Source organism: Streptomyces sp. NPDC002958, assembly GCF_055563255.1.
The window spans coordinates 193,685-216,350 of sequence record NZ_JBVHDS010000004.1; the positions used below are offsets into that span (position 1 = coordinate 193,685).

At 70.5% G+C, this 22,666-nt stretch carries 18 protein-coding genes and 1 pseudogene; 10 read left to right on the top strand and 9 right to left on the bottom strand.

Annotated elements, in window-relative coordinates; all coding sequences use genetic code 11:
* Nucleotides 1-27 precede the first annotated feature (27 nt).
* Nucleotides 28-876 (bottom strand): (2Fe-2S)-binding protein, encoded by an 849-nt coding sequence (locus ACZ3IC_RS09675; RefSeq protein WP_467414359.1) that lies wholly within the window; start codon nt 874-876, stop codon nt 28-30.
* Nucleotides 877-1,022: 146 nt separating this feature from the next.
* Between ACZ3IC_RS09675 and ACZ3IC_RS09680 the strand changes: the two genes are divergently transcribed.
* Nucleotides 1,023-1,841 (top strand): GntR family transcriptional regulator, encoded by an 819-nt coding sequence (locus ACZ3IC_RS09680; protein WP_467414360.1) that lies wholly within the window; start codon nt 1,023-1,025, stop codon nt 1,839-1,841.
* Nucleotides 1,842-1,916: 75 nt separating this feature from the next.
* On the opposite strand, the gene ACZ3IC_RS09685 is transcribed toward ACZ3IC_RS09680, so the two are convergent.
* Nucleotides 1,917-2,699, bottom strand: coding sequence for a hypothetical protein (locus ACZ3IC_RS09685; RefSeq protein WP_467414362.1), 783 nt, complete (start codon nt 2,697-2,699; stop codon nt 1,917-1,919).
* A 164-nt stretch (nt 2,700-2,863) separates the two neighbouring features.
* A complete protein-coding gene (locus ACZ3IC_RS09690; protein ID WP_467414364.1) occupies nt 2,864-4,612 on the bottom strand; it encodes a PucR family transcriptional regulator in 1,749 nt (582 codons plus the stop codon).
* A 253-nt stretch (nt 4,613-4,865) separates the two neighbouring features.
* Between ACZ3IC_RS09690 and ACZ3IC_RS09695 the strand changes: the two genes are divergently transcribed.
* The 5 genes from ACZ3IC_RS09695 (at nt 4,866) to ACZ3IC_RS09715 (ending at nt 13,870) form a co-directional block, all read left to right on the top strand.
* Nucleotides 4,866-5,756: an FAD binding domain-containing protein gene (locus ACZ3IC_RS09695; RefSeq protein ID WP_467414366.1), complete on the top strand. Its 891-nt coding sequence runs from the start codon at nt 4,866-4,868 to the stop codon at nt 5,754-5,756.
* 2 nt (nt 5,757-5,758) lie between these two features.
* Entirely contained in the window at nt 5,759-6,385 is a 627-nt protein-coding gene (locus ACZ3IC_RS09700) for a (2Fe-2S)-binding protein (RefSeq protein ID WP_467414368.1), read from the top strand.
* A 2-nt stretch (nt 6,386-6,387) separates the two neighbouring features.
* Nucleotides 6,388-8,772, top strand: a complete 2,385-nt coding sequence (gene pucD, locus ACZ3IC_RS09705) for a xanthine dehydrogenase subunit D (protein WP_467414370.1) — start codon at nt 6,388-6,390, stop codon at nt 8,770-8,772.
* A 79-nt stretch (nt 8,773-8,851) separates the two neighbouring features.
* Entirely contained in the window at nt 8,852-10,003 is a 1,152-nt protein-coding gene (locus ACZ3IC_RS09710) for an XdhC family protein (RefSeq protein WP_467414372.1), read from the top strand.
* Between the two features lie 195 nt (nt 10,004-10,198).
* Nucleotides 10,199-13,870: a S8 family serine peptidase gene (locus ACZ3IC_RS09715; RefSeq protein WP_467414374.1), complete on the top strand. Its 3,672-nt coding sequence runs from the start codon at nt 10,199-10,201 to the stop codon at nt 13,868-13,870.
* A gap of 205 nt (nt 13,871-14,075) precedes the next feature.
* Here ACZ3IC_RS09715 and ACZ3IC_RS09720 read toward each other — a convergent pair whose 3' ends face one another.
* Nucleotides 14,076-15,308: an MFS transporter gene (locus ACZ3IC_RS09720; RefSeq protein ID WP_467414375.1), complete on the bottom strand. Its 1,233-nt coding sequence runs from the start codon at nt 15,306-15,308 to the stop codon at nt 14,076-14,078.
* A gap of 234 nt (nt 15,309-15,542) precedes the next feature.
* Here ACZ3IC_RS09720 and ACZ3IC_RS09725 point away from each other — a divergent pair, with 234 nt between their 5' ends.
* From ACZ3IC_RS09725 to ACZ3IC_RS09740, 4 genes and pseudogenes are all read left to right on the top strand, one after another.
* Nucleotides 15,543-15,710 carry a hypothetical protein gene (locus tag ACZ3IC_RS09725; protein WP_467414761.1) on the top strand — a complete coding sequence of 56 codons (168 nt, stop codon included), beginning with the start codon at nt 15,543-15,545 and terminating at the stop codon, nt 15,708-15,710.
* Nucleotides 15,711-15,721: 11 nt separating this feature from the next.
* Nucleotides 15,722-16,405, top strand: a complete 684-nt coding sequence (locus ACZ3IC_RS09730) for a class I SAM-dependent methyltransferase (RefSeq protein WP_467414376.1) — start codon at nt 15,722-15,724, stop codon at nt 16,403-16,405.
* Between the two features lie 4 nt (nt 16,406-16,409).
* Nucleotides 16,410-16,607, top strand: a pseudogene (locus tag ACZ3IC_RS09735) (dihydrofolate reductase family protein); the annotation flags it as partial.
* Between the two features lie 80 nt (nt 16,608-16,687).
* Entirely contained in the window at nt 16,688-17,137 is a 450-nt protein-coding gene (locus ACZ3IC_RS09740; protein ID WP_467414377.1) for a nuclear transport factor 2 family protein, read from the top strand.
* 135 nt (nt 17,138-17,272) lie between these two features.
* On the opposite strand, the gene ACZ3IC_RS09745 is transcribed toward ACZ3IC_RS09740, so the two are convergent.
* Genes ACZ3IC_RS09745 through ACZ3IC_RS09765 form a run of 5 tightly spaced genes read right to left on the bottom strand, consistent with a single transcriptional unit; the run spans nt 17,273 to nt 22,643 of the window.
* Nucleotides 17,273-18,412, bottom strand: coding sequence for a zinc-binding dehydrogenase (locus ACZ3IC_RS09745; RefSeq protein WP_467414379.1), 1,140 nt, complete (start codon nt 18,410-18,412; stop codon nt 17,273-17,275).
* Nucleotides 18,409-18,711, bottom strand: coding sequence for a putative quinol monooxygenase (locus ACZ3IC_RS09750; RefSeq protein ID WP_467414380.1), 303 nt, complete (start codon nt 18,709-18,711; stop codon nt 18,409-18,411). Before ACZ3IC_RS09750 ends, ACZ3IC_RS09745 begins: the two co-directional genes overlap by 4 nt.
* 5 nt (nt 18,712-18,716) lie before the next feature.
* Nucleotides 18,717-19,376 (bottom strand): glycerol-3-phosphate responsive antiterminator, encoded by a 660-nt coding sequence (locus tag ACZ3IC_RS09755; protein WP_467414382.1) that lies wholly within the window; start codon nt 19,374-19,376, stop codon nt 18,717-18,719.
* Between the two features lie 43 nt (nt 19,377-19,419).
* A complete protein-coding gene (locus tag ACZ3IC_RS09760; RefSeq protein WP_467414384.1) occupies nt 19,420-20,973 on the bottom strand; it encodes an FAD-binding oxidoreductase in 1,554 nt (517 codons plus the stop codon).
* Complete coding sequence (locus tag ACZ3IC_RS09765) at nt 20,970-22,643, bottom strand: glycerol-3-phosphate dehydrogenase/oxidase (protein WP_467414386.1); 1,674 nt, start codon at nt 22,641-22,643, stop codon at nt 20,970-20,972. Before ACZ3IC_RS09765 ends, ACZ3IC_RS09760 begins: the two co-directional genes overlap by 4 nt.
* Nucleotides 22,644-22,666: the final 23 nt, after the last annotated feature.

Here is a 22,666-nt window from a genome sequence, read left to right on the forward strand (position 1 = left end):
ATAGTACTACCCGCGCGGCGGTGTTGATCAGTGAGTGGGCGTCAGTTTCCGGACACGGTCGGCGTCACAGGTCCGCGGACACGTGACACAGGTGTCCTCGGGACGCAGCGTGTAGAAGAGGCAGCAGCTGGCCCGGTCGCGGGTGGGCAGCGATTCCCCGTTCGGCCCGGTCAGTTCACGGAAGCCCGCCGAGCCGACGTACGGCTTCGTGGTGCCCGGCAAAAGCGCCTCCAGTTCGGCTATCGCCCGCCGCTCCTCGCCGAGCAGATGGGCGATGTACCAGAGGCCCTCGGCGATCTCGTCCGTCGCCATGCCCCACAACGCCCGCCTGCCGCGCCGCATCCGCGGTCCGAAGCCGTCCAGCACCGGGCCGATGTGGTCGGCCACGGCCGCGAGCACCTCGGCCCGCAATGCCGCCTCGTCGGGGACCACCCGGGCGCCCGGCAGTCCGGCCGCCGGATCGTCCGGAAGGCAGGTGAATTCCCGCACGCGGACGGCCAGATGGCCCAGCGCCCGCTGGAACGCCACATCCCCGACGGGGATCCGGGGCACCCGCCGGTGCAGGAACCACGGCACCGTCACCAGCAGACAGGCCGGCCAGGCGTACCGGTGCAGCCCGAAGCCGGCGACCACGTCGGGGCGGGGCTCCTGCCCGTAGTCCCGCAGTATCTGTGCGTGGTCCCAGGCGAGGAAGGCGTCGAGCGCGGCACCACCCGCCGCGAGCTCGTCCGCACCCACCCAGCCGGCACCGCAGGGCGCGGCCTCGCCGTCCGGCAGTACCTCGGCGCGCAGTCCAGGGAACACCTCGGCCAGACGTGTGTACGCGCCCGTCACGGCGGACGCGGTGGTGCCGGGAAGCAGAGTGGGGAGGGTCATGCAGGGACCACCGAATCGCGATCGTTGGCAGGTAAGCCTTACCTTAGCCGAAAGGATCGATGTTTGACCTGCGGCCTGCTCCGCATATCGTGCACAGGGGGCATGGCGCACGCGAGCCGCGCCCACGGCAGGCCGAGGAGGTCCGAGTGGAGCAGGGCAGAGCGCGCGAGCAGGCGCGGCCGTCGTACGCGTCCGCCGCGCCCGCGACGACCCCGACATCCTCCCGGGTGCCCGAACAAGCGTGCGGCGAGCAGGCGCGTGGCGAACAAGTACGCGGTCAGCAGGCGCGCGGCGAGCACACCCACAGTGAGCCGCCCGCCCCACGCGCGGTGGTGCAGCGGCACTCCGTACGCGGCCAGATCCTGGACGCCTTGCGCGCCGCCCTGGTCGACGGTCAGCTGGTCCCGGGGCAGGTGTACTCCGCACCGGTGCTCGGCGCCCGCTTCGGGGTCTCCGCGACCCCGGTGCGCGAGGCGATGCAGCAGCTGGCCATCGAGGGCGCTGTCGAGGTCGTACCGAACCGCGGCTTCAGGGTGTCCGAGCGTGGCCCGCGCGAACTGGCCGAGCTGGCCGAGGTGCGGGCCTTGGTCGAGGTCCCCGTCATGCTGCGGCTGGCCCGCACCGTCCCGCCTGCCCGCTGGTGCGCCCTGCGGCCGCTGGCGGATGCCACCGTGGCGGCCGCCTCCGTGGGTGACCGGGCGAGTTACGCCGAGTCCGACCGGGCCTTTCACCGCGCGGTCCTCGCGCTCTGCGGCAACGAGCAGTTGGTGATGGTCGCCGACGACCTGCACCGCCGCTCCCAGTGGCCTTTGGGGAACAGCCCCGCCACCTGCCGCGCCGACCTGCTCGCCGACGCCGCCGAGCACACCGCCCTGCTCGACGCGCTGATCGCCCAGGACCTGGCCGTCGTGCAGTCGCTCGTACGGGAGCACTTCACCGGCGTTGGAACTGACGTCGAGATCTGACATCGAGAGCCGGCGGCGAGAGTGCTGACGTCGGAGCAGGCGCCGACGGCTGACGCCGCACCGGCCCTCCGGGACTCAGTTCGCCGCCGTCTCCGGAGGCGGGGGGTCCAGATGCGGCGCCAGCCACGTCGGTACGCCCCCGAGCAGCCGGAAGAGCCGACCTGCCTCCGCGCGCAGCCGGGTCGCCGTCTCGGGCTCCGGCTCGGAGTCCGCGAGGGCGATGAGGGCCGGAGCCGTACCGATCAGATAGCCCAGCTCCTCCCTTATCCGCAGGGACTCCGCGAAGCCGTGCCGTGCCTCCGCCAGTTCACCCTCGTGCAGGGAGAGCAGGGCGAGTTGGCGCCAGGTCGAGGAAAGCAGCAGTGCGTCACCCTGGGCGGTGGCACCTGCGTGGGCCCTGCGGTACGCGGCACGCGCGGCCTGCGGCGAGTCGGCGATGTTCTGCGCGATCAGGCCCCGACGGAAGTCCAGCAGCGGGCGGCTGGGCGCGGACGGGGCGAGCAGCGCGGCGGCCCGGCTCAGGGCGACGCTGGCCTCGTCGGCCCGGTCCCGTACGCCCAGGAGCGTCGACGCGTACGCCAGATGGCCACGCTCACAGGCGGCCGCGCCGCGTTCGGTGTCGTCGTGGGCCAGCGCCTCGGCGGTGCGCAGGGCGTCCTCGGCGTCGGTCCAGCCCTGTCCGGTGTACAGGCATCGTTCGATCAGCAGGGCGGTCCGTTGGAGTGCCGCCGCCGGGTCGTTGGCGGCGTCGTGTTCGAGCAGCGCGGCGGCGTCCGTCCAGCAGGCGCGTGACCGCAGCCGCCATACCGCTGTCTGGAGCGGCGGATCGTCATCTGCTGTCGTTCCGGAACCAGACATGGCGGTATGCGCCACATTGCCCTCCCCGAGCGCGCCATCGAGCTGTTGAGTCTGGCCGCATCTCAGCACGGAATGGCACGCCGGGCCAAGGGGTCGGGTCAATGTCAGGTGAAAGAATTCACAAACGACCGGACCGGCCGGAAGCCGTGGCAGGGGCCCGGAAGTCAGCTCATACGCAGGGCGAGGAAGAAATCGAGCTTGTCCTCCAGGCGCGAAAGGTCACGCCCCGTCAACTGCTCGATTCGCCCGACCCGGTAGCGCAAGGTGTTGACGTGCAGATGGAGCCGGGCCGCGCAGCGGGTCCAGGAACCGTCGCAGTCCAGGAACGCCTCCAGCGTCGGGATCAGCTCCGCGCGGTGGCGCCGGTCGTAGTCGCGCAGCGGGTCGAGCAACCGTGCGGTGAACGCGCGGCGCACGTCGTCGGGAACGAACGGCAGCAGCAGCACGTGCGAGGCCAGCTCGTGGTGCCCGGCCGCGCAGACCCGTCCCGGCCGGGCCGCCGCCACCCGGCGGGCGTGCCGGGCCTCCTCCAGGGCGCCGCGCAGACCCTCGGGCGAATACACGACCGCGCTGACACCCAGTGTCAGCCGGCCGTCGTCGGCGAGACCCGCGGAAAGCGGTTCGCGGACGGCGGCCAGCAGCACATCGGCGTGGAGCGCGGGGGCCTCCTCGGCGTGCGGGACGTCCGCATCAGCGCCCTGGGCCGGTGCGGACACGGTGACGGCGGGCAGCGGTACGAGGGCGACGGCCTCGTCGCCCGTGTGGGCGACCGCTATCCGGTCCGCGGAGTCGGGGCCGGTGACCACGGGGTCGACCAGGATCTCCTCCAGCAGCGCCTGGGCGACCGGGCCGCCCGCGACGGAGGAGCCGGGGGTGCCCGCGGGGCCGCCCGTGGTGGCCGATCCCTCCGCGCCGCCCCACTCGACCCGCGCCACCACGACCTGCCAGTGCGGCGCGGTCCCGAGACCCGGGAGCAGCACCGGGGCGGCGACCCGCAGTCTGGCGGCGATCTCGGCGGGCGGGGCGCCCGTCTGGATCAGCTCCAACACCTCCTGGGCGAGCCTGCGGCGTACCGTACGGGCGGCGTCGCGCCGGTCCCGTTCGACCGCGATCAGCTGGGTGACGCCCTGAAGCAGATCCAGGCGGGCGGGCGGCCAGTCGCTCGCGTCCGTCTCGACCGCGAGCAGCCAGTCGGAGAGCACCGACTCGCGCACATCGCGGGAGGCCGGGACGGCGCCCCGGCCGGTGTTCCGGATCGGGAAGAGCGAATACGTGGTGTCGTCGACCGTGGCCCGGTGCGGGGCCAGGCGGCCGGTGCGGGTGGCGGCGAGATGATGGCCTGCGAGCGCCGCGCCGACCGGTCCGGGCAGCGGTGAATCAACGGCGCCGGCGATCTGCCGACCGGTGGGGGAGAGTACCCAGGCACGCAGGTCGAGGTCGGAGCCGAGCAGATCGAGGACCACCTCGGGTCCGCCGCCCGCCGGGCCCGAGGTCATGAGCCTGCGGTGCCGGTCCACGACCGCGGCCAGATCGCCCGCGCGCTCCCCGGACACCTGGCGCACCACATGCTCGGTGATCGTTGCGAACGCGACCGTCTCATGGACGGCGAAGAGCGGCAGCCGGTGCCGCGCACACGCCTCCACCAGATCGCCGGGGATGTCGCCGAGCTCCGCCTCGCCCGCCGCGAGCCCGGCGACCCCGGCACCCGCCAGGATCCGTACGAACGGCTCCGAGTCCGTCGCGTCCCGGCGCCATGCCAGGCCCGTCAGGACCAGCTCGCCGCCCGACAGATAGCGACTGGGATCCCGCAGGTCGGTGGTCATCACGCCGCGGACGGACCGGTCCAGCTCTTCCTCGCCGCCGAGCAGCCGCAGTCCCAGCGCGTCGGTCTCCAGCAGTGCGCGCAGCCGCATCTCGTCGCCGCCGATCTCTTTCGTTGGTTCGGGTGAAAACTGGGTATAGCGGTGAGGTCACTGACCCCCGTCATTCGTTCGAATCTACAAGACGAGGAGATCGGCCAGCCAACTCCTTCGTGGTTTCGGTGACTGCACCAGGTGGAGCACGGCTTGTGTACTTGGCCCCACACCGCGTTGACAACATAGGCACGACCAGTCGAGGGCCGGCCGTCCCCAGCGAACGACCCGTTTGAGAAGAAGAGAGCCACTCATGGACTTCCTTCGCCCCGCCAGCTGGGAGGAGGCGCTCGCCGCCAAGGCCGAGCACCCGACGGCTGTGCCCATCGCGGGTGGCACCGATGTGATGGTCGAGATCAACTTCGACCATCGGCGGCCCGAGTACCTCCTGGACCTGAACCGCATCGGAGAGCTGTCCGAATGGGAGGTGGGCCAGGAGAACGTACGGCTCGGCGCCTGTGTCCCTTACAGCCACATCATGGAGCATCTGCGCGCCGAGCTGCCCGGACTGGCGCTCGCCTCGCACACCGTCGCCTCGCCGCAGATCCGCAACCGCGGCAGCGTCGGCGGCAATCTCGGCACCGCGTCGCCCGCCGGGGACGCCCACCCGGCGCTGCTCGCCGCGGGCGCCGAGGTCGAGGCCGAATCCGTACGCGGGACCAGGATGATCCCGATCGACGCCTTCTACACCGGCGTCAAGCGCAACGCACTCGCCCCGGACGAGCTGATCCGGGCCGTGCACATCAAGAAGGCCGACGGGCCGCAGCAGTTCTCCAAGGTCGGAACCCGCAACGCGATGGTCATCGCGGTCTGCGCCTTCGGTCTGGCCCTGCACCCGCAGACCCGGACGGTCCGCACCGGCATCGGCTCGGCCGCCCCCACACCCGTACGGGCGAAGGAGGCCGAGGAATTCCTGAACGCCGCGCTCGAGGAGGGCGGCTTCTGGGACAGCCGCACGATCATCACCCCGTCCATCGCCAAGCAGTTCGCCATGCTCGCCGCCGGTGCCTGCAATCCGATCGACGATGTGCGCGGCACCGCGAGCTATCGCAGGCACGCAGTCGGGATCATGGCCCGCCGCACCCTCGGCTGGACCTGGGAGTCGTACCGCGGCAACGGCCGCAGCACCGAAGGAGCTGCCTGATCATGCGCGTCAATTTCACGGTCAACGGCCGCAGGCACGAGGTTGACGACGTCTGGGAGGGCGAGTCCCTCCTCTACGTGCTGCGTGAGCGGATGGGCCTGCCCGGCTCGAAGAACGCCTGCGAGCAGGGCGAATGCGGGTCTTGCACGGTCCGTCTGGACGGTGTCCCGGTCTGCTCCTGTCTGGTCGCCGCAGGCCAGGCGGAGGGCCGTGAGGTCGTCACCGTAGAGGGCCTCGCCGACTTCGCCGCCCACCGTTCCCAGGCGCACCCCGGCAGGGGGCACCTCCCGCACGCGGAGCGCAGTGGGGGAGGCTGTGCCTCCGGTGCCTGTGGCACCGCGCTCGACAAGGCCCGGCAGTGGGAGGCTTCGCCGGCCGGCGAGGAGACCCGGGACACCGGTGGACTCTCCCCGATCCAGCAGGCTTTCATCGACGCCGGAGCCGTCCAATGCGGCTTCTGCACCCCCGGCCTGCTGGTCGCCGCCGACGAGTTGCTCGAACGGAACCCGGAACCGTCCGACGCGGACATCCGCGAGGCGCTCTCCGGCAACCTCTGCCGCTGCACCGGCTACGAGAAGATCCTCGACGCGGTCCGTCTCGCGGCCGCCCGCGCGGAAGAAACGGTCTGACGATGGGCGTTACCGGCAACCCCACCAGCATCAACCAGGGCACCCACACCAAGGGCGGCATCGGCGAGTCCACGCTGCGTCCCGACGGCATCCTGAAGGTCACCGGCGAGTTCGCCTACTCCTCCGACATGTGGCACGAGGACATGCTCTGGGGCCACACACTGCGCTCTACGCTCGCGCACGCCGAGATCGTCTCCATCGACACCTCGGAGGCGCTCGCCACGTCCGGCGTCTACGCCGTACTCACCTACGACGACCTGCCGACCTCGGTGAAGAACTACGGGCTGGAGATCCAGGACACTCCTGTCCTCGCTCACGGCAAGGTCCGCCACCACGGCGAACCGGTGGCGCTCGTCGCCGCCGACCACCCGGAGACGGCCCGCCGCGCCGCGGCGAAGATCAAGATCGACTACCGCGAGCTGCCCGTCGTCACCGACGAGGCCTCCGCGACCGCTCCCGACGCACCCCTCATCCACGAAGGCCGCAACGACCACCACGCGGGGCACGTACCGCATCCCAACATCGTCCACCGCCAGCCCATCGTCCGCGGCGACGCGGACGCGGCGGCGGCCCGCGCCGACGTCATCGTGAGCGGCGAGTACGTCTTCGGCATGCAGGACCAGGCCTTCCTCGGCCCCGAGTCCGGTCTGGCCGTGCCGGCCGAGGACGGCGGCGTCGACCTGTACATCGCCACCCAGTGGCTCCACTCCGACCTGCGCCAGATCGCTCCCGTCCTCGGCCTGCCCGAGGACAAGGTCCGCATGACGCTCTCCGGAGTCGGCGGCGCCTTCGGCGGCCGCGAGGACCTGTCGATGCAGATCCACGCCTGCCTGCTCGCCCTGCGCACCGGCAAGCCGGTCAAGATCGTCTACAACCGGTTCGAGTCCTTCTTCGGGCATGTGCACCGTCACCCCGCCAAGCTCTGGTACGAGCACGGCGCCACCCGTGACGGCAAGCTGACCCATATGAAATGCCGCATCGTACTGGACGGCGGAGCCTATGCATCCGCCTCTCCGGCCGTCGTCGGCAACGCCTCCTCGCTCAGCGTCGGCCCCTACGTCATCGACGACGTCGACATCGAGGCCATCGCGCTCTACACCAACAACCCGCCGTGCGGCGCCATGCGCGGCTTCGGCGCGGTCCAGGCATGCTTCGCCTACGAGGCCCAGATGGACAAGCTCGCCGCCGAACTCTCCATGGACCCGGTCGAGTTCAGACAGCTCAACGCCATGGAGCAGGGCACCCTCCTGCCGACCGGGCAGGTCGTCGACTCGCCCGCCCCGGTCGCCGAGCTGCTGCGCCGGGTCAAGGCCAGGCCGCTGCCGCCCGAGCGCCAGTGGGAGGTGGCCGGCGAGCAGGCCGATGTACGGGCCCTGCCCGGCGGACTGTCCAACACCACCCACGGCGAAGGCGTCGTACGCGGCATCGGCTACGCGGTCGGCCTCAAGAACGTCGGCTTCTCCGAGGGCTTCGACGACTACTCCACGGCCCGGGTGCGCATGGAGGTCGTCGGTGGCGAACCTGTCGCGACCGTGCACACCGCGATGGCCGAGGTCGGGCAGGGCGGCGTCACCGTCCACGCCCAGATCGCCCGTACCGAACTCGGTGTGGCCCAGGTCACCATCCACCCGGCCGACACCCAGGTCGGCTCGGCCGGCTCCACCTCCGCCTCCCGGCAGACATATGTCACCGGCGGCGCGGTGAAGCACTCCTGCGAGGCCGTCCGCGAAAAGGTCCTGGAGATGGGCCGCCGCAAGTTCGGCACGTACCACCCCGCCTGGGCCACCGCCGAACTGCTCCTGGAGGGCGGCAAGATCGTCACCGACGGCGGCGAGGTGCTGGCCGATCTGGCCGACGTACTGGAGGACGAGGCGGTCGACATCGAGCTGGAGTGGCGCCACCGGCCCACCGAGGCATTCGACCTCCGTACCGGGCAGGGCAACGGCCATGTCCAGTACTCCTTCGCCGCCCACCGCGCGGTCGTCGAGGTCGACACCGAACTCGGCCTGGTCAAGGTCGTCGAACTGGCCTGCGCCCAGGACGTCGGCAAAGCGCTCAACCCGCTCTCCGTCGAAGGACAGATCCAGGGCGGCACCACCCAGGGCCTGGGCATCGCCGTCATGGAGGAGATCCTCGTCGACCCGAAGACCGCGAAGGTGCGCAACCCGTCCTTCACCGACTATCTGATCCCCACCATCCTCGACACCCCGACCATGCCGGTCGATGTGCTCGAACTCGCCGACGACCACGCCCCGTACGGGCTCCGCGGCGTCGGTGAGGCCCCCACCCTGTCGTCCACCCCGGCTGTCCTCGCGGCGATCCGGAACGCGACGGGCCTGGAGCTCAACAGGACACCGGTACGCCCCGAGCACCTCACCGGCACCTGAGCCACGGCTCCTCCTGAACACTCCGGGCGGTGCGTGCGGCCTCTCCGCCCCTCCACGCCCCCGTATAAGGAGAAACGCCATGCTGGACATCGCCGAGGAGCTCAACCGGTGGGTCGAGCAGGGACGCGACTTCGCCGTCGCCACCGTCGTGGCGGTCGGCGGCAGCGCGCCCCGGCAGCCGGGAGCCGCCCTCGCCGTCGACCGCGACGGCACGGCGATCGGCTCGGTCTCCGGCGGGTGTGTGGAGGGTGCGGTCTACGAACTGTGCGGGCAGGCGTTGGACGACGGCACCACCGTGTGCGAACGGTTCGGCTACAGCGACGAGGACGCCTTCGCGAGCGGACTGACCTGCGGCGGCGTCATCGACATCCTGGTGACACCGGTCTGTGCGGACGACCCCGCACGGGCGGTGTTCGCCGCAGCGCTCGCCGCCGCCGCACGGGGAGAGGCGGCGGCGGTCGCCAGGATCACCGACGGGTCCGCGGAACTCCTCGGCCGCCCTCTGCTCGTCCACCCCGACGGCTCGTACGAGGGCGGGCTCGGCGGACACCCGGAGCTGGACCGTACCGCCGCGGCCGATGCCCGCGCCATGCTGGACGCGGACCGCACCGGCTCCGTCACCATCGGCGCCGAGGGATCGCGGTGCGGGCAACCGCTCACCCTGCTCGTCGAATCGAGCGTTCCACCGCCCCGGATGATCGTCTTCGGGGCCGTCGACTTCGCTTCGGCGCTGGTCCGGGTGGGAAAATTCCTCGGATACCACGTCACATTGTGCGACGCCCGCCCCGTCTTCGCCACGAAGGCCCGTTTTCCCGAAGCCGACGAACTGGTCGTCGACTGGCCGCACCGCTATCTCGCGACGACCGATGTCGACACGCGCACCGTCCTGTGCGTTCTCACCCACGACGCCAAGTTCGATGTCCCGCTGCTGGAGGTGGCGTTGAGGCTGCCGGTGGCGTACGTCGGAGCGATGGGATCGCGCCGCACCCATCTGGAGCGCAACGACCGGCTGCGCGAAGTCGGTATGACGGAGCCGGAACTGTCCAGGCTGCACTCGCCGATCGGCCTCGACCTCGGCGCCCGTACCCCCGAGGAGACCGCGCTGTCGATCGCCGCCGAAATCGTCGCCGACCGGCGCGGCGGCAGCGGCGTACCGCTCAAGGGCGCCTACACCCCGATCCACCATGAGACCGGTCGGCCGCCGACTGGGATGATCACATCCGTGGCCTGAACCGTCCCACGAACCATGCGGGTCCGCAGGCGGATTTCCGCCACGGCGGTTTCACGCCAGGTTTGAACGCAACCGTATCCGTGGTTTTGCCTTTAGAACATCTGCATGACATTGACACCCTCCTCCGCTTCCGGCCGGACGAGATCCGCACGCGCGGGACGCAGGGCTCTGCTCATAGCGACTTCGGTCGCCTTGATGAGTGGTGCACTGCTTCCCGCAGCGGGCTCCGCCTCCGCCGCCGCAGGACAGTCCGGGCCCGCCGCCCCCCGGGCCGCCGCCCCCGTCAAGGAGTACGACATCACCCTGGTCACGGGCGATGTCGTGCACTACTCGGACGGTGCCGGCAAGCAGGACACCGTCACCGTGGACCGCCCCGACGGTGCGGTCGGCGGCGTGCATGTCCAGCAGGCCGGTGACGATCTGTACGTCCTGCCCGACGAGGCCGGCTCCCTCATCGCAGCGGGCAAGCTGGACCGTCGGCTGTTCAACGTCTCGGCTCTCGCCGAGATGGGGTACGACGACAAGAAGTCCGGCGGCATCCCGCTGATCGCCACCTATTCGACGGGCAAGGGCCGTTCGCTGCCCGCCGCCCCTCGCGGCGCGAAGAAGACCCGCACCCTGGAGAGCATCCACGGCGCCGCGCTGAAGGCCGACAAGGACACCACCCGGGCCTTCTGGAACGACATCGCCCGCACCTCCACGGCCCGTTCGCTGGACAACGGCATCGCCAAGCTCTGGCTCGACGGCCGGGTGGAGGCCGCGCTCAAGGACTCCGTGCCGCAGGTCAACGCCCCGCAGGCGTGGGCCGAGGGCTACGACGGCAAGGGCTCCAAGGTCGCCGTCCTGGACACCGGCATCGACGCGACCCACCCGGACGTCAAGGACCGCATTCTCGAAACGAAGAGCTTCGTGCCGGGCGAGGAGGTCGTGGACAGGAACGGCCACGGCACGCATGTCGCTTCCACGATCGCGGGCTCCGGCGCCGCGTCGGAGGGCGTCAACAAGGGCGTCGCCCCCGGCTCCGACCTGATCATCGGCAAGGTGCTCGGCGACGGCGGTTCCGGCGCGGACTCCGGCATCATCGAAGCCATGGAGTGGGCGAAGGCCGAAGGCGCCGACATCGTCTCCATGAGCCTCGGCTCCAGCATCCCGGACGACGGCTCCGACCCGATGTCCCAGGCCGTCGACGCCCTTTCCGCCGACGGCGGCCCGCTGTTCGTGATCGCCGCGGGCAACACGTACGACGCGGGCACCATCGGCGCACCCGGCTCGGCGGAGAAGGCGCTCACCATCGCCGCCGTCGACAAGCGGGACAACCGCGCGGGCTTCTCCTCGATGGGCCCGCTCGTCAGGTCCTTCGGCCTCAAGCCCGACCTGTCCGCACCGGGTGTGGACATCAACGCGGCCGCCTCGCAGTCGGTCCCGGGCGTCAGCGGGATGTACTCGACGAAGTCCGGCACATCGATGGCGACCCCGCATGTCGCGGGCGCCGCAGCCATCCTGAAGCAGCGTCACCCCGACTGGTCCGGCCAGCGGATCAAGGACGCGCTGATGAGCACGTCGAAGAAGCTCGACGCGTACACCCCGTACGAGCAGGGCACCGGTCGGCTCGATGTGAAGGCGGCGGTCGACAGCACGATCGAGGCCACCGGCTCCGTCGAGGTCGCCTCCTACAACTGGCCGCACTCCGCGTCCGACCCGGTCGCCCAGCGGACCATCACGTACCGCAACACCGGTACGAAGGACGTCACCCTCGACCTGGCCACGGACACGGACGCCGACGCCTACACCCTGTCGACGAAGCAGCTGACGGTCCCGGCCGGTTCCACTGCCGAGGCCGTGCTCTCGCTGGACCCGTCGACGGTCGCGAACGACACCCAGTTCTCCGGTCAGGTCGTCGCCAAGGACGAGGCGGGCACCGTCGTCGCGCACACCGGCTTCGCCCTGAACAAGGAGCAGGAGCTGTACGACCTGACGCTCAGGCTCCGTGACCGCGACGGCAAGCCGATGAACGGCCGGGTCGTCCTCGGCGCGCTCGGCGACCCGAACCTGGGTGTTGTCCAGGTGTCGGGCGAGACCACGCTGCGGATGCCGCCGGGCAACTACACCGCCTGGGCGACCACCGAAGTCGCCGGTGACCGCGCCGACTCGAAGGCCCTGGCCTTCCTCGCGGCCCCTGAGACCATCCTCGACAAGTCGACCACGGTCACCCTCGACGCGTCCAAGGCCCGCAAGATCAGCGTGCGGACGCCGAAGGAGACCGAGAACCAGCAGCTGCGATTCGACATGGCACGTACCGCACCGGACGGCACCGTCCAGCGCGACGCGTACCAGATCCCTGTGATGTACGACCAGCTGTGGGCGAGCCCCACCAAGAAGGTCACCCAGGGCAGCTTCTCCTTCCTGACCCGCTGGCGGCAGGGCGAGAAGCACATGGACGTCACGGCCGAGGGACGTGACGTGCCGGTTACTACGCAGGTCGGTGCGACCGTCACCGAAGACGGCGAGAAGCAGCTGGCCGGTGTCTTCGCGGGCAACGGCGCCGCGGCCGACTACAAGGGCCTGGACGCCAAGGGCAAGGCCGTCGTGATCCGCCGCAGCGACGCGGTCGCTCCCGCCGACCGGCTCGCCAATGCGGTGGCCGCAGGCGCCGAGGCGCTGTTCGTCGTCAACGACGGTGACGGCGTCCTGATGGAGAGTTACGGCCCCAAAGGAACCAAGGGCACCATTCCTGTCGCCTCGGTCCAGCGCCTGGCGGGCGAGAACCTGATCAAGTCCGTCCAACGGGGCGTCAAGCTGACAATCGATCAGCAACGGTTCTCGAGCTACCTGTACGACCTGGTCGACCGTCACGACGGCGTCATTCCGGACCGCTCGCTGGAGTTCGCCCCCTCGACCGGTCAACTGGCCAAGGTGGAGAACACCTTCTACGGCCACAAGGACACGCTCGGCGGCGGCAACCGCTGGGACGTCCCGGAATACGGGCCCGCCCTCGGCTTCGAACAGTACGAGATGTTCCCCAGTGCCCGTACGGAGTGGGTCAACCCGCTTCCCGGCGCGTCGTACTGGTACGAGGAGCACTCGATCTTCAACGCAGCGCAGAACGGATTCGCGCAGGCGATGCGCAGTGCCGAAATGGACTACACGGCAGGCCGCACCTACCCCGCCGAGTGGTTCGGACCGATCACCCGCCCGCGTCTGGGCATCGCCTACTGGGGTCCGTTCCGTACCCCCAGCAACCAAATCCAGTTCAACCTCACCCCGTGGACGGACTCGGGCGCGGGCCACTCGGGCAACATGCCGAGGGAGGAGCTCACCGCCACCACCACCAACGCCTTCTACCAGGGCGACACCCTGATCAAGAAGGGCACGGGCCAGTCCGGAGCCGCCGGGAACCTCTCACCCGAGAGACTGCCGTACCGCGTGGTGCTCGACTCGGCCCGGGATGCCGATGTGTGGAAGACCTCCATCCGCACGCACACCGAGTGGAACTTCGTCTCGGGCGCCACGGACGAGAACGGCCCGTACCGGACCGACATCCCGATGCTCCAGCTGGACTACAAGGTCGACACCGACCTCGCCGGTGACGTCGAGGCCGGCCGGTGGACCGAGATCGGTATCGGCTCCGGTACGCAGGAGTGGCTGGACGGTGCGGTGAAGGCGAAGAAGGCGGCGCTGTCGGTCAGCTACGACGACGGCAAGAGCTGGAACGCCGTGGAGCTGCGCAAGACCTCCGAAGGCAGCTGGACCGCCCGGTTCAAGACGCCCGAGAAGGCCGGTGGCTTTGTCTCGATCAAGGCGCACGCCGAGGGCGAGGACGGTCTCGGCATCGACCAGGAGATCATCCGGGCTTTCGGCCTGAAGTGACCTTCTGAGGTTCGCCCTTGAGGTGGCCGCACACCCCTGGTCGGGGCGTGCGGCCACCTTTTTCGGCAACTGATGAGGCTCCACATGAGGAAGTTGACGGATCGTCACCGAACTCCGGGGACCACGCGCGCCGGGCGGATCGAGTCGGATGGACCGGCGGGCGATCACAAGATCGATCTGGTCACCGCCAACGGTTCGATCACGGTCAGGAGCGACTGATCGCGCCGCGTGCCACCGCGGCCGCACACAGCAGCGCAGGGACCGCGGCGACCGCGAAGCAGACGGTGGGCGGCAGGCGGTCCACCAGTAGCCCCACCGCAGCGGTGCCCGCCGAGGACCCGGCGTTGATCCCGGTGTTGACCCACGCACCCGCCTGTGTGCGGTTGCCCGCGCCCACGGACTCGTCCGCGATGAGATACGCGGTGGTCAAGGCCGGGGCGACGAACAGTCCGGCTGCCGCGACCACCGCGACCAGCACGTAGACGTTGGGCGACAGCCCGGCCACGACCACCGCCACACCCAGGCCCGCGGCCAGCAGCGGCAGCCGCACCCGGTTCGACGCCCGCCAGGAGACGGCACCGTAGGCGAGCCCCCCGACCGCGCTTCCGGCCGAGAGGGCGGCCAGCACCCATGCCACCGCCGCGCCCTGGTGACGCTGCTCGGTGAACGCCACCACCAGCAGATCCAGGGCCCCCAGGCACAGCCCCACGGCCGCTGTCACGAACACCGCGTGCCGCAGCCCGACGATGCCGAGCAGCCGCTGCTGGACCGGTGTGTCATCCGGTCCGGCTGCCGTGTCGTCCGACGGGGCCGCGCCCGTACCGCGTACCGCCGGTGAGGACACCAGTGCCACCGTGCCCACGAACACCAGCGCGGCGCTGACCGCGACACCGGCCGCGGGCGAGGCGAACTTCACCACCACCCCCACCAGCAAAGGCCCCGCGACGAAGAGGAGTTCCTCGGCGACACCGTCCAGGCTGTAGGCGCGCCGCAACAGCTCCCGGTCGGCGACGAGGCCGCTCCACAGGGTCCGCATCACCGGCCCCAGCGGTGGTGTGCAGGCGCCGGCCGTCACGGCGAGCACTCCCAGCAGGAGCGAGGAGACGCCCGGCCGCCAGGTGGCGTACGCCAGGGCGGCGAGCAGTGCGGCGTAGCCGCCGGCCATCGGCGGCAGGGCCCGGCGCGGCCCGTACCGGTCGATCAGCGAGGCACGGGCGGGGGAGAGGAAGACGCTGGTCGCCCCGAACAGGGCCATGACGGCGCCCGCGACGGAGTACGAGCCGGTGGCATCCTTCACCGCCATCATCAGGGAGAGGGAGACCATCCCGTACGAGAGCCGCCCCAGCAGAGCGGCACCGAAGGTGCGGGAGGCATGGCGGGTACGCAGGACGGTGGCATACGAAGGGGCGCGCGAGGGCGCGGGTGAAGGCGAGGGCATGAGGACGTTCCTCGTGAGGGCAGCGCGGTATGCGGCGCTGCGGGCATGTGGGGACACCGAAGTGCCGCACCCGGTGGAAACGGGGGGTGCGGTCAGTACGGGGTCCTACACACGGGAGAGGAACATGCCGGCCAAGGTATCAGGGCGACAGGCCCGGGTGGAGGAGGAGTCCAGCGCCGCATCCGCCGAGAAGTGTTGTGAGGTGTGACATCGGCTCGGGTAACTTCGACGCCCATGTCGCCCTCCCTGCACCCCTCCCGCACGCGCCCCGACTACGGAGCGGACGAGCGTACTCAGCTCGTCGGCCGGCTCGACACGCAGCAGGCGACCGCCCGCTGGAAGTGCGAGGGGCTGTCGGAGACGGACGCGCATCGCCCCGTCCTGCCCTCCTCGCCGTTCTGATGGAATGAGGCATGACGAAGCTGCTGCACCGAGTCTTCCACGCCCTCGAACGCTTCCACGCCGCCCACCCCTGGGACCACAACGCCCACTACCACCGGTGGATTCTGCGGCAGTTCCCCAGCAACTGCGACAGCGCCCTGGACGTCGGCTCCGGCAGCGGAGAACTGGCCCGGCTACTGGCGACACGGGCGAAGGCGGTGCACGGAATCGACTCCGACCCCGACATCGTGGCTCGGGCCCGCGAACTGACGGTCCCGGTCGCTCCGGTGACCTTCACCGTCGCGGACGCGCCGACCGGGATGCCGTCCGGCCCGTACGACATCATCACCTGCGTCGCCACCGTCCACCATCTGCCGTTCACCGACGCTCTCACCCACTTCCGCGAGCATCTGGCGCCCGGCGGAACCCTGGTGGTGGTCGGCCTCTCCCGAGAGGCGACCCTCGGGGATCACCTGCTGAGTCTCGCCTCCATTCCGCTGAATGCCGCCATGGCCTTGATCAAGAACAAGGGGCGCAAGGCGCTCCGCCCCGACTCGATGACCGCCAGGACCCGGCCGGCGGAGATGACCTTCTCCGACATCGTTCGCGAGGCGCGTCAGGTGTTGCCGGGCGTGCGGCTCAGGCGTCGACTGTTCTGGCGCTACACACTCGATGGCGCGACGGCTCCGGCGAGAACGGACTGCGATGAGAAGTGAGCGACTCGCTGCGTCCTTCGTGCGGCACGACCTGATCGACGAGTATCGCGTCCACGTCCATCCGGTTCTCATCGGGCGGGGCAAGCCCCTCTTCCCGGCATAGGACGCCCGGACGGCCCTCCGCCTGACCGTGACCCGGACGTTCGGCAACGGGGTCGTACTCCCGCGCCACGAGCGACCCACGGCTGCTCCAACGGAATGAACTCCACCCGTCGCGGCGGCGTTACCGCCGCTCCACCGGGCCATACGGAGAACTCTCCCCGTATAACGGGCCGCACTGTCGTGAGAACTGACGAGCTGACGGAAGGGCTGGCGATGACACTCGGCGCCGAGGACCGCATGGCCATCACGGAATTGATCGGCCTGCACGGGCACCTGCTTGATGAGGGTGAACTCGACCGACTGGAGGAGCTGTTCACGCCCGATGTCGTCTATGACGCCTCGGCCCTGGGGCACGGGTCGATGCACGGGCACGCGGCCATCCGGGACGCGGCACGGGCGATGGCGGAGCACGGCCCTGTGGGCCATCACGTCACCAACATCATCCTCACCGAGGTGAGTGACAATCAGGTGAGCGCCCGGTCCAAGGGGATCGGCGTCAAGGCGGACGGCACGTGCGGAAGCGTGACGTACCAGGACCTGATCGTGCGCGGAGAAAAGGGGTGGCGCATCAGCCGTCGCACGATGGCAGCACGACGCACGCCTTCCGGCACGGACAAACGGCCCGCATGACATGTCACATGTGCCCAGGCCCAGGCCTCGGGCCCACGCCGACGGCGCCCCTCCCACAACCGGAAGGGGCGCCGTCGGCCGGGCCCGGCAGCGTGTTGGGCCGTATCGGCCACGGCAATCCCGCGGCGGGTCGTGTCAGGCGCTCAGCATTCCCGACGTGTCGATGACCTGGCGGATCGCCCGGCCCGAAGCCAGTTCCTCCATCGCCGCGTTGATGTCGGCCAGCGGAAGCGTGCCCGTGTGCATCTGCTCCACCGGCATCAGGCCCGCCCGCCACAGGTCCAGGAACCTGGGAATGTCACGGCGCGGGACCGCGTCGCCCATGTACGAGCCCAGCAGGGACTTGCCCTCGCCCGCGAATGCCAGGGCCGGGACCTCCAGCACCCGGTCGGGGGCGGGGAGGCCCACCGATACGACCTTGCCGCCCCGGGCCACGGCCGTCAGGCACTCGGCCATGACCCTGGGGCTGCCCACCGCCTCAACGGCCAACTCAACTCCGCCGGAGGTGAGTTCGTGGATCGCCTCGATCGCTTCGTCGGGAGCGTAGGCATGCGTCGCACCCAGCCGCAGGGCCAGGTCGCGCTTCTCCTGGACCGGGTCGACCGCGATGATCGGGTACGCTCCCGCAGCTCGTGCGCCCAGCACCGCGGAGAGGCCCACCCCGCCCAGGCCGTAGACCACCGTCGACTGGCCGGGGCGCAGGGCCGCCGTGTTGATGACGGCACCGGCGCCCGTCAGGACCGCGCAGCCGAACATCGACGCGACGGTGAACGGGATGTCCTTGGGGATCGGCACCACCGACTCCTGGGCCAACACCGCGTGTTCGGAGAATGCGGAGACACCCAACTGGTGGTGGACCGGGTTGCCGGAGGCGTCGGTCAGCAGCGACGGGCCGTGCAGCAGCGCGCCCGAGCCGTTCGCCGCCGCTGCCTGCGCGCACAGGGCCGGGCGGCCCGCCGCGCAGTCGCCGCAGAAACCGCAGCTGGGCACGAAGACCAGGGCCACGTGGTCACCGGGGGAGACACGGCGGACGCCCGGTCCGGTCTCCTGGACGACGCCCACCGCCTCGTGGCCGAGCGCCATCGGCAGCGGGCGGACCCGGTCGCCGTTGACCACCGAGAGGTCCGAGTGGCAGAGCGAGGCGGCCGCGATACGGACCAGCACCTCGCCCTCGCGCGGGGCGCCCAGCTCCAGTTCCTCCACCTCGACCGGGCGGGTCTCGGAGTAGGGGCGGGCCGTCGATATCCCGCGCAGCACCACCGCACGCGTTTTCACGACTGCACCTGTGCACGCGGAGCGCAGCGCAGCACGTCGCGGCTCTCCAACAGCGGGACGACCTTGCCGAGCACGATCTCCTGGAAGTGCGGGGTGGCGCAGTGCGCGGTGAAGTCGGCCTCGGAGGCGTACTCCTCGTACAGCACGATCGCTTGCGGGTCCTCGATGCCCTGGTGGACCCGGTAGGCGAGGTTGGCGGGCTCCTTGCGGGAGGCGGCGGCCATCGTGTTGAGCAGGGAGAGGACGGTGTTCTCCTCGCCGGCCCTGGTGCGGTAGCGGGCAACGACTACGTATGTCATGGGGATTACTCCTGGGGTGCGGCGGACCTCTTCAGGGCGGCGGGCGGGACCGGCGGCAACTGGTCCCGGCGCAGGTGCCAGAGGCGGGGGTCGGACGTGGCGGCCGCGGCCGACCCGAGGGCCAGCGCGAGCGCCACGTCCGCGGGGGTCTCCACGAAACCGGCGGCAACCGACGGGGACATCGCGCGCTGTGCCTGCGCGCTCATCCGGGCGACGATCGGGGCGGGCATGATCTCGACCAGATCCGGTGCCCCGCGCGAAATCGCGTCCGTGGAGCGGCGAAGATTGGACCGGTCGGTGACGAACACCTTCATCATCGTCAGCAGGCCGAGCGGACGGCCCTTCTCTATGAGGGAGAGCCGGGTGCTGACCACGCCGTGTGCGCCCATGTTCTTGATGAACTCCAGCGCGCCCCGGTCCTGAGCCAGACCGGGGCTGCTGTCCACGTTCACGAACACGGTCTTCCCCGCCCGGCCCAGCGCCGGCACGACCTGCGGCAGCTGCCCCACCGCGAGCGACGCGACGATGCACACCTTCGCCGGTGCGGTCAGGAACTGCCGCAGCGGCTGCGTGCCGACGACCGACGCGACGACCGGCACCTCGGCGAAGGCCGAGACGAGCCGGGGGTCGAGTGCGGCGCCGGACCGGGATGGGGAAGGGGTCATGGCAAGGACCTGCCTGGGGAAGGAGGGTTCGTGGCTGCTGAGGTCAGTTCAGCGGAGACGTACCGAATCGGCTGGGAAGGCCCAGTTTGCCAGGGTTGAGAATGCCGGCCGGGTCCAGGGCCTTCTTCACCGCGACGAACGTCGCGAAGCCCGCCCCGAGGGATTCCTCCAGGTAGGGGCCGCGCAGCAGACCGCAGCCGTGGTGGTGGCTGAGCGCCGCGGCGTGCTTGATGAGTACGGCGTTGGCCGCGTCCCACACCGAGCGGTACCAGTCGCGCCGCGACTCGGGCGCCACATCACCGCGCAACGAGAAGTAGACGCAGGCACCGTCGGTGTACGCGTGGGACTGGTGGGCCGAGGCGGCGAGGGTGCCGTCCACCGACTGGATCGCGGCGACCACCTCGTCGTAGATGACCGGGAGGTCGGTCCAGGACGCGGCCATCTCCAGGGTGTCGGCGACGAAGCCCGGTCCCGGCTTGAAGCCGTCGGCGGACTTGCCGACCAGCATGCGCTCGTCCAGCCAGCGCTCGAAGACCGCCCTGCTGTCCAGTTCGGGGCCGTATGCCTCGCAGACCTCCTTCGCCACCTTGATCGAGGCGTCGACAATGACCGGGTCGCCCTCGTCGGCGATGAGCAGGAGGTTGGTCTCCGGGTGGCCGAAGTGGGTGCCCGATTCCAGGGTGTCGTACAGGCGCAGGACGGCCGGGGTCGCACCGCGCTGCATGATCCTGCGGCAGGCGTCCAGGCCCTCCGCGAAGGTCTTGAAGCCGAACGCGACGGCGTTCGCGTACTCCGGCAGGGGGTGGACCCGCAGCCGCGCCGAGACGATGACCCCGAGGGTGCCCTCGGAACCGATGAACAACTGGCGCAGGTCCGGGCCGACCGCCGCGCGGGCGTAGTCGCCGTACGTGGCACGCGTACCGTCGGCGTGCACGACGTCCACGCCCACGACCATGTCCTCGATCTTGCCGTAACGGGTGGAGAGCTGACCGGCGCCGCGGCAGGCGATCCAGCCGCCGACCGTGGAGACGGCGAAGGCGGACGGCCAGTGGCCGGTGGTGACGCCGTACTCCTCCTGGAGCTGCTTCTCGAAGAGGTCGCCGAACATACCGGCCTGGACGTCCACGATGTTCGACTCTGCGTCGAAACCGGTGATCCGGTTCAGCCCGCAGACGTCCAGGACGACACCGCCGAAGACGGGGAGCGCCGCGCCCGTGACGTTGGAGCGGCCCGCGGACGGGGTGACCGGGATGCCGGCCTCGTGGCAGATCCGCAGCACGGCCGCGACCTGGTCGGCGTCGGCCGCCTCGACGATCACGGCGTTCGGCGTCGCCGGCCGGCCCTCGGTCTCGCCGATCATCGAGCCGGCCCACCAGTCGCGGGTCCGGGTGACGACCTCGTCGCGGGAGGTGTGCACCGCGTGCGCGGCCTCGCGCAGCGTCTCGATCACGGTCTCGGGGACCTCGACCGGGTCGGTCTGGAGGGCTGCCTCACCGTCCCCGATCGGGGTGTTCTGCGCCCACTTGGCGAAGCTGGGGGCGCCGATCGTGTAGTTGCCCCGGTTGAACGGGTGGGTGATGGTCTGACGGCTGATCATGCTGCTGCCCCTTCGAGGAGTATGGACTTTTCGTGACGGACGGCTGAGAGGTACTCGGCGACCGAGCGGTCGATCTCGGCCTGGGAGAGGTTCAGTTCCTGGCCGAGGATCGCGCCGACGGCCTCGGCGGCGTCGACGGAGGCGTCCCGGGCGAACAGCCGGGCGCGCATCCGGCGCGAGAGCACGTCGTCGACCGAGCGGGCCAGTTCGGCGCGGGCCGCGTACACGACCTCCGCCTTGGTGTACGGGAGTCCCGCGACGATCGGCTCGGCCAGCGCGGGGTTGTCCTGGATCAGGTCGCCGACGAACCGGGCCTCGGTGCCGAAGCGTTCGCCGAGGTGCGCGGCGATACCACCGGACGCCGCGACGGCCTCGGCGTCGTAACCGGCGCCGCCGAGCAGCGGGAGATCGGTGGTGCGGCTCCTGCCCTTGCGGCCGAGGACCGTCATCACCTTGTCGATGACGAGTTCGCCCATGTGCCGGCTGGTGGTGAGCTTGCCGCCGGTCACCGTCACCATGCCGGTGCGGCCGACGGTGATGTGGTGGTCGCGGCGCATGTCGAGCGTCGCGCCCTCCTTGCCGCCGACCAGCGGACGCAGGCCTCCGATGGAACCGACCACATCGTCCGGGGTGAGCTTCCCCTCGAAGGCGGTGTTGGCGCCCTCCAGCAGGAAGTCCATCTCCTCACGGGTGCAGTGCACATCGTCGGGGGAGCCCTGGTAGTCCTCGTCCGTGGTGCCGAGCACGACGCTGTTGCCCCAGCGGGTGCAGGTCGCGCGGCGGGCCCGGCCGGGGATCGGCACGGTGACCGTGCAGTTGATCCGCACCTTGTCCCATGGCACCACGATGTGGACGCCCTTGGCGGGTCGTACCTGCGGCTTGTGACCGTCGTCCGCCTTCGCGTCGAGTTCGTCGGTCCACACACCGGTGGCGTTGACGACGGCCCGTGCGCGGATGTCGATGGTGTCGCCGTCCGCCGAGACTTGGGCACCGGCCACCCTGCCCATCTGCATCAGCAGACCCTCGGCCCTGGCACCGTTGAGGACCGTCGCACCGAGCGCGGCGGCGGTGCGCACGATGGTCAGGACGAGCCGGGCGTCATCCGTACGGGCGTCGAAGTACATCAGCCCGCCCTTGAGGTTCTCCGCGCGCAGCGTCGGCGCCTGCGCGAGGACCTCGGGGACGGTCAGCCGCTGGTGGAGCTTGCCGATCCGCCAGCCGCCGACCAGGTCGTACGTCCACAGCAGACCCTCGAAGCCCTTGGCGAGGCGGGCGTCGAAGATGCCCTCCTTCTCCAGGATCGGGAAGAGGAACGGCAGCCGGTGCACCAGATGCGGGGCGTTCTTGCGGAAGCGGTGGCGCTCCAGGAGCGAGTGGCGGACCAGGTTGACGTTGCCCTGTTCGATGTAGCGCAGGCCGCCGTGCACCATCTTCGACGACTTCGACGACGTACCGGAGGCGAAGTCGTCCTTCTCGATCAGTGCCGCGCGCAGCCCGCGCGAGGCCGCGTCGAGCACGGCGTACGCCCCGGTGATGCCGCCGCCGATGACGAGCACGTCGTACGTTTCGTTGGCCAGCCGGCGCTTGAGGGCTGCCCGGTCGAGCAGCAGTGGCGTTCGGCGGGTCGCCGCGGCGCTGCGCCGCGGTTTCCGGGCGGGCATGGTGATCACAACATCAACTCCTGGTGGTTCGG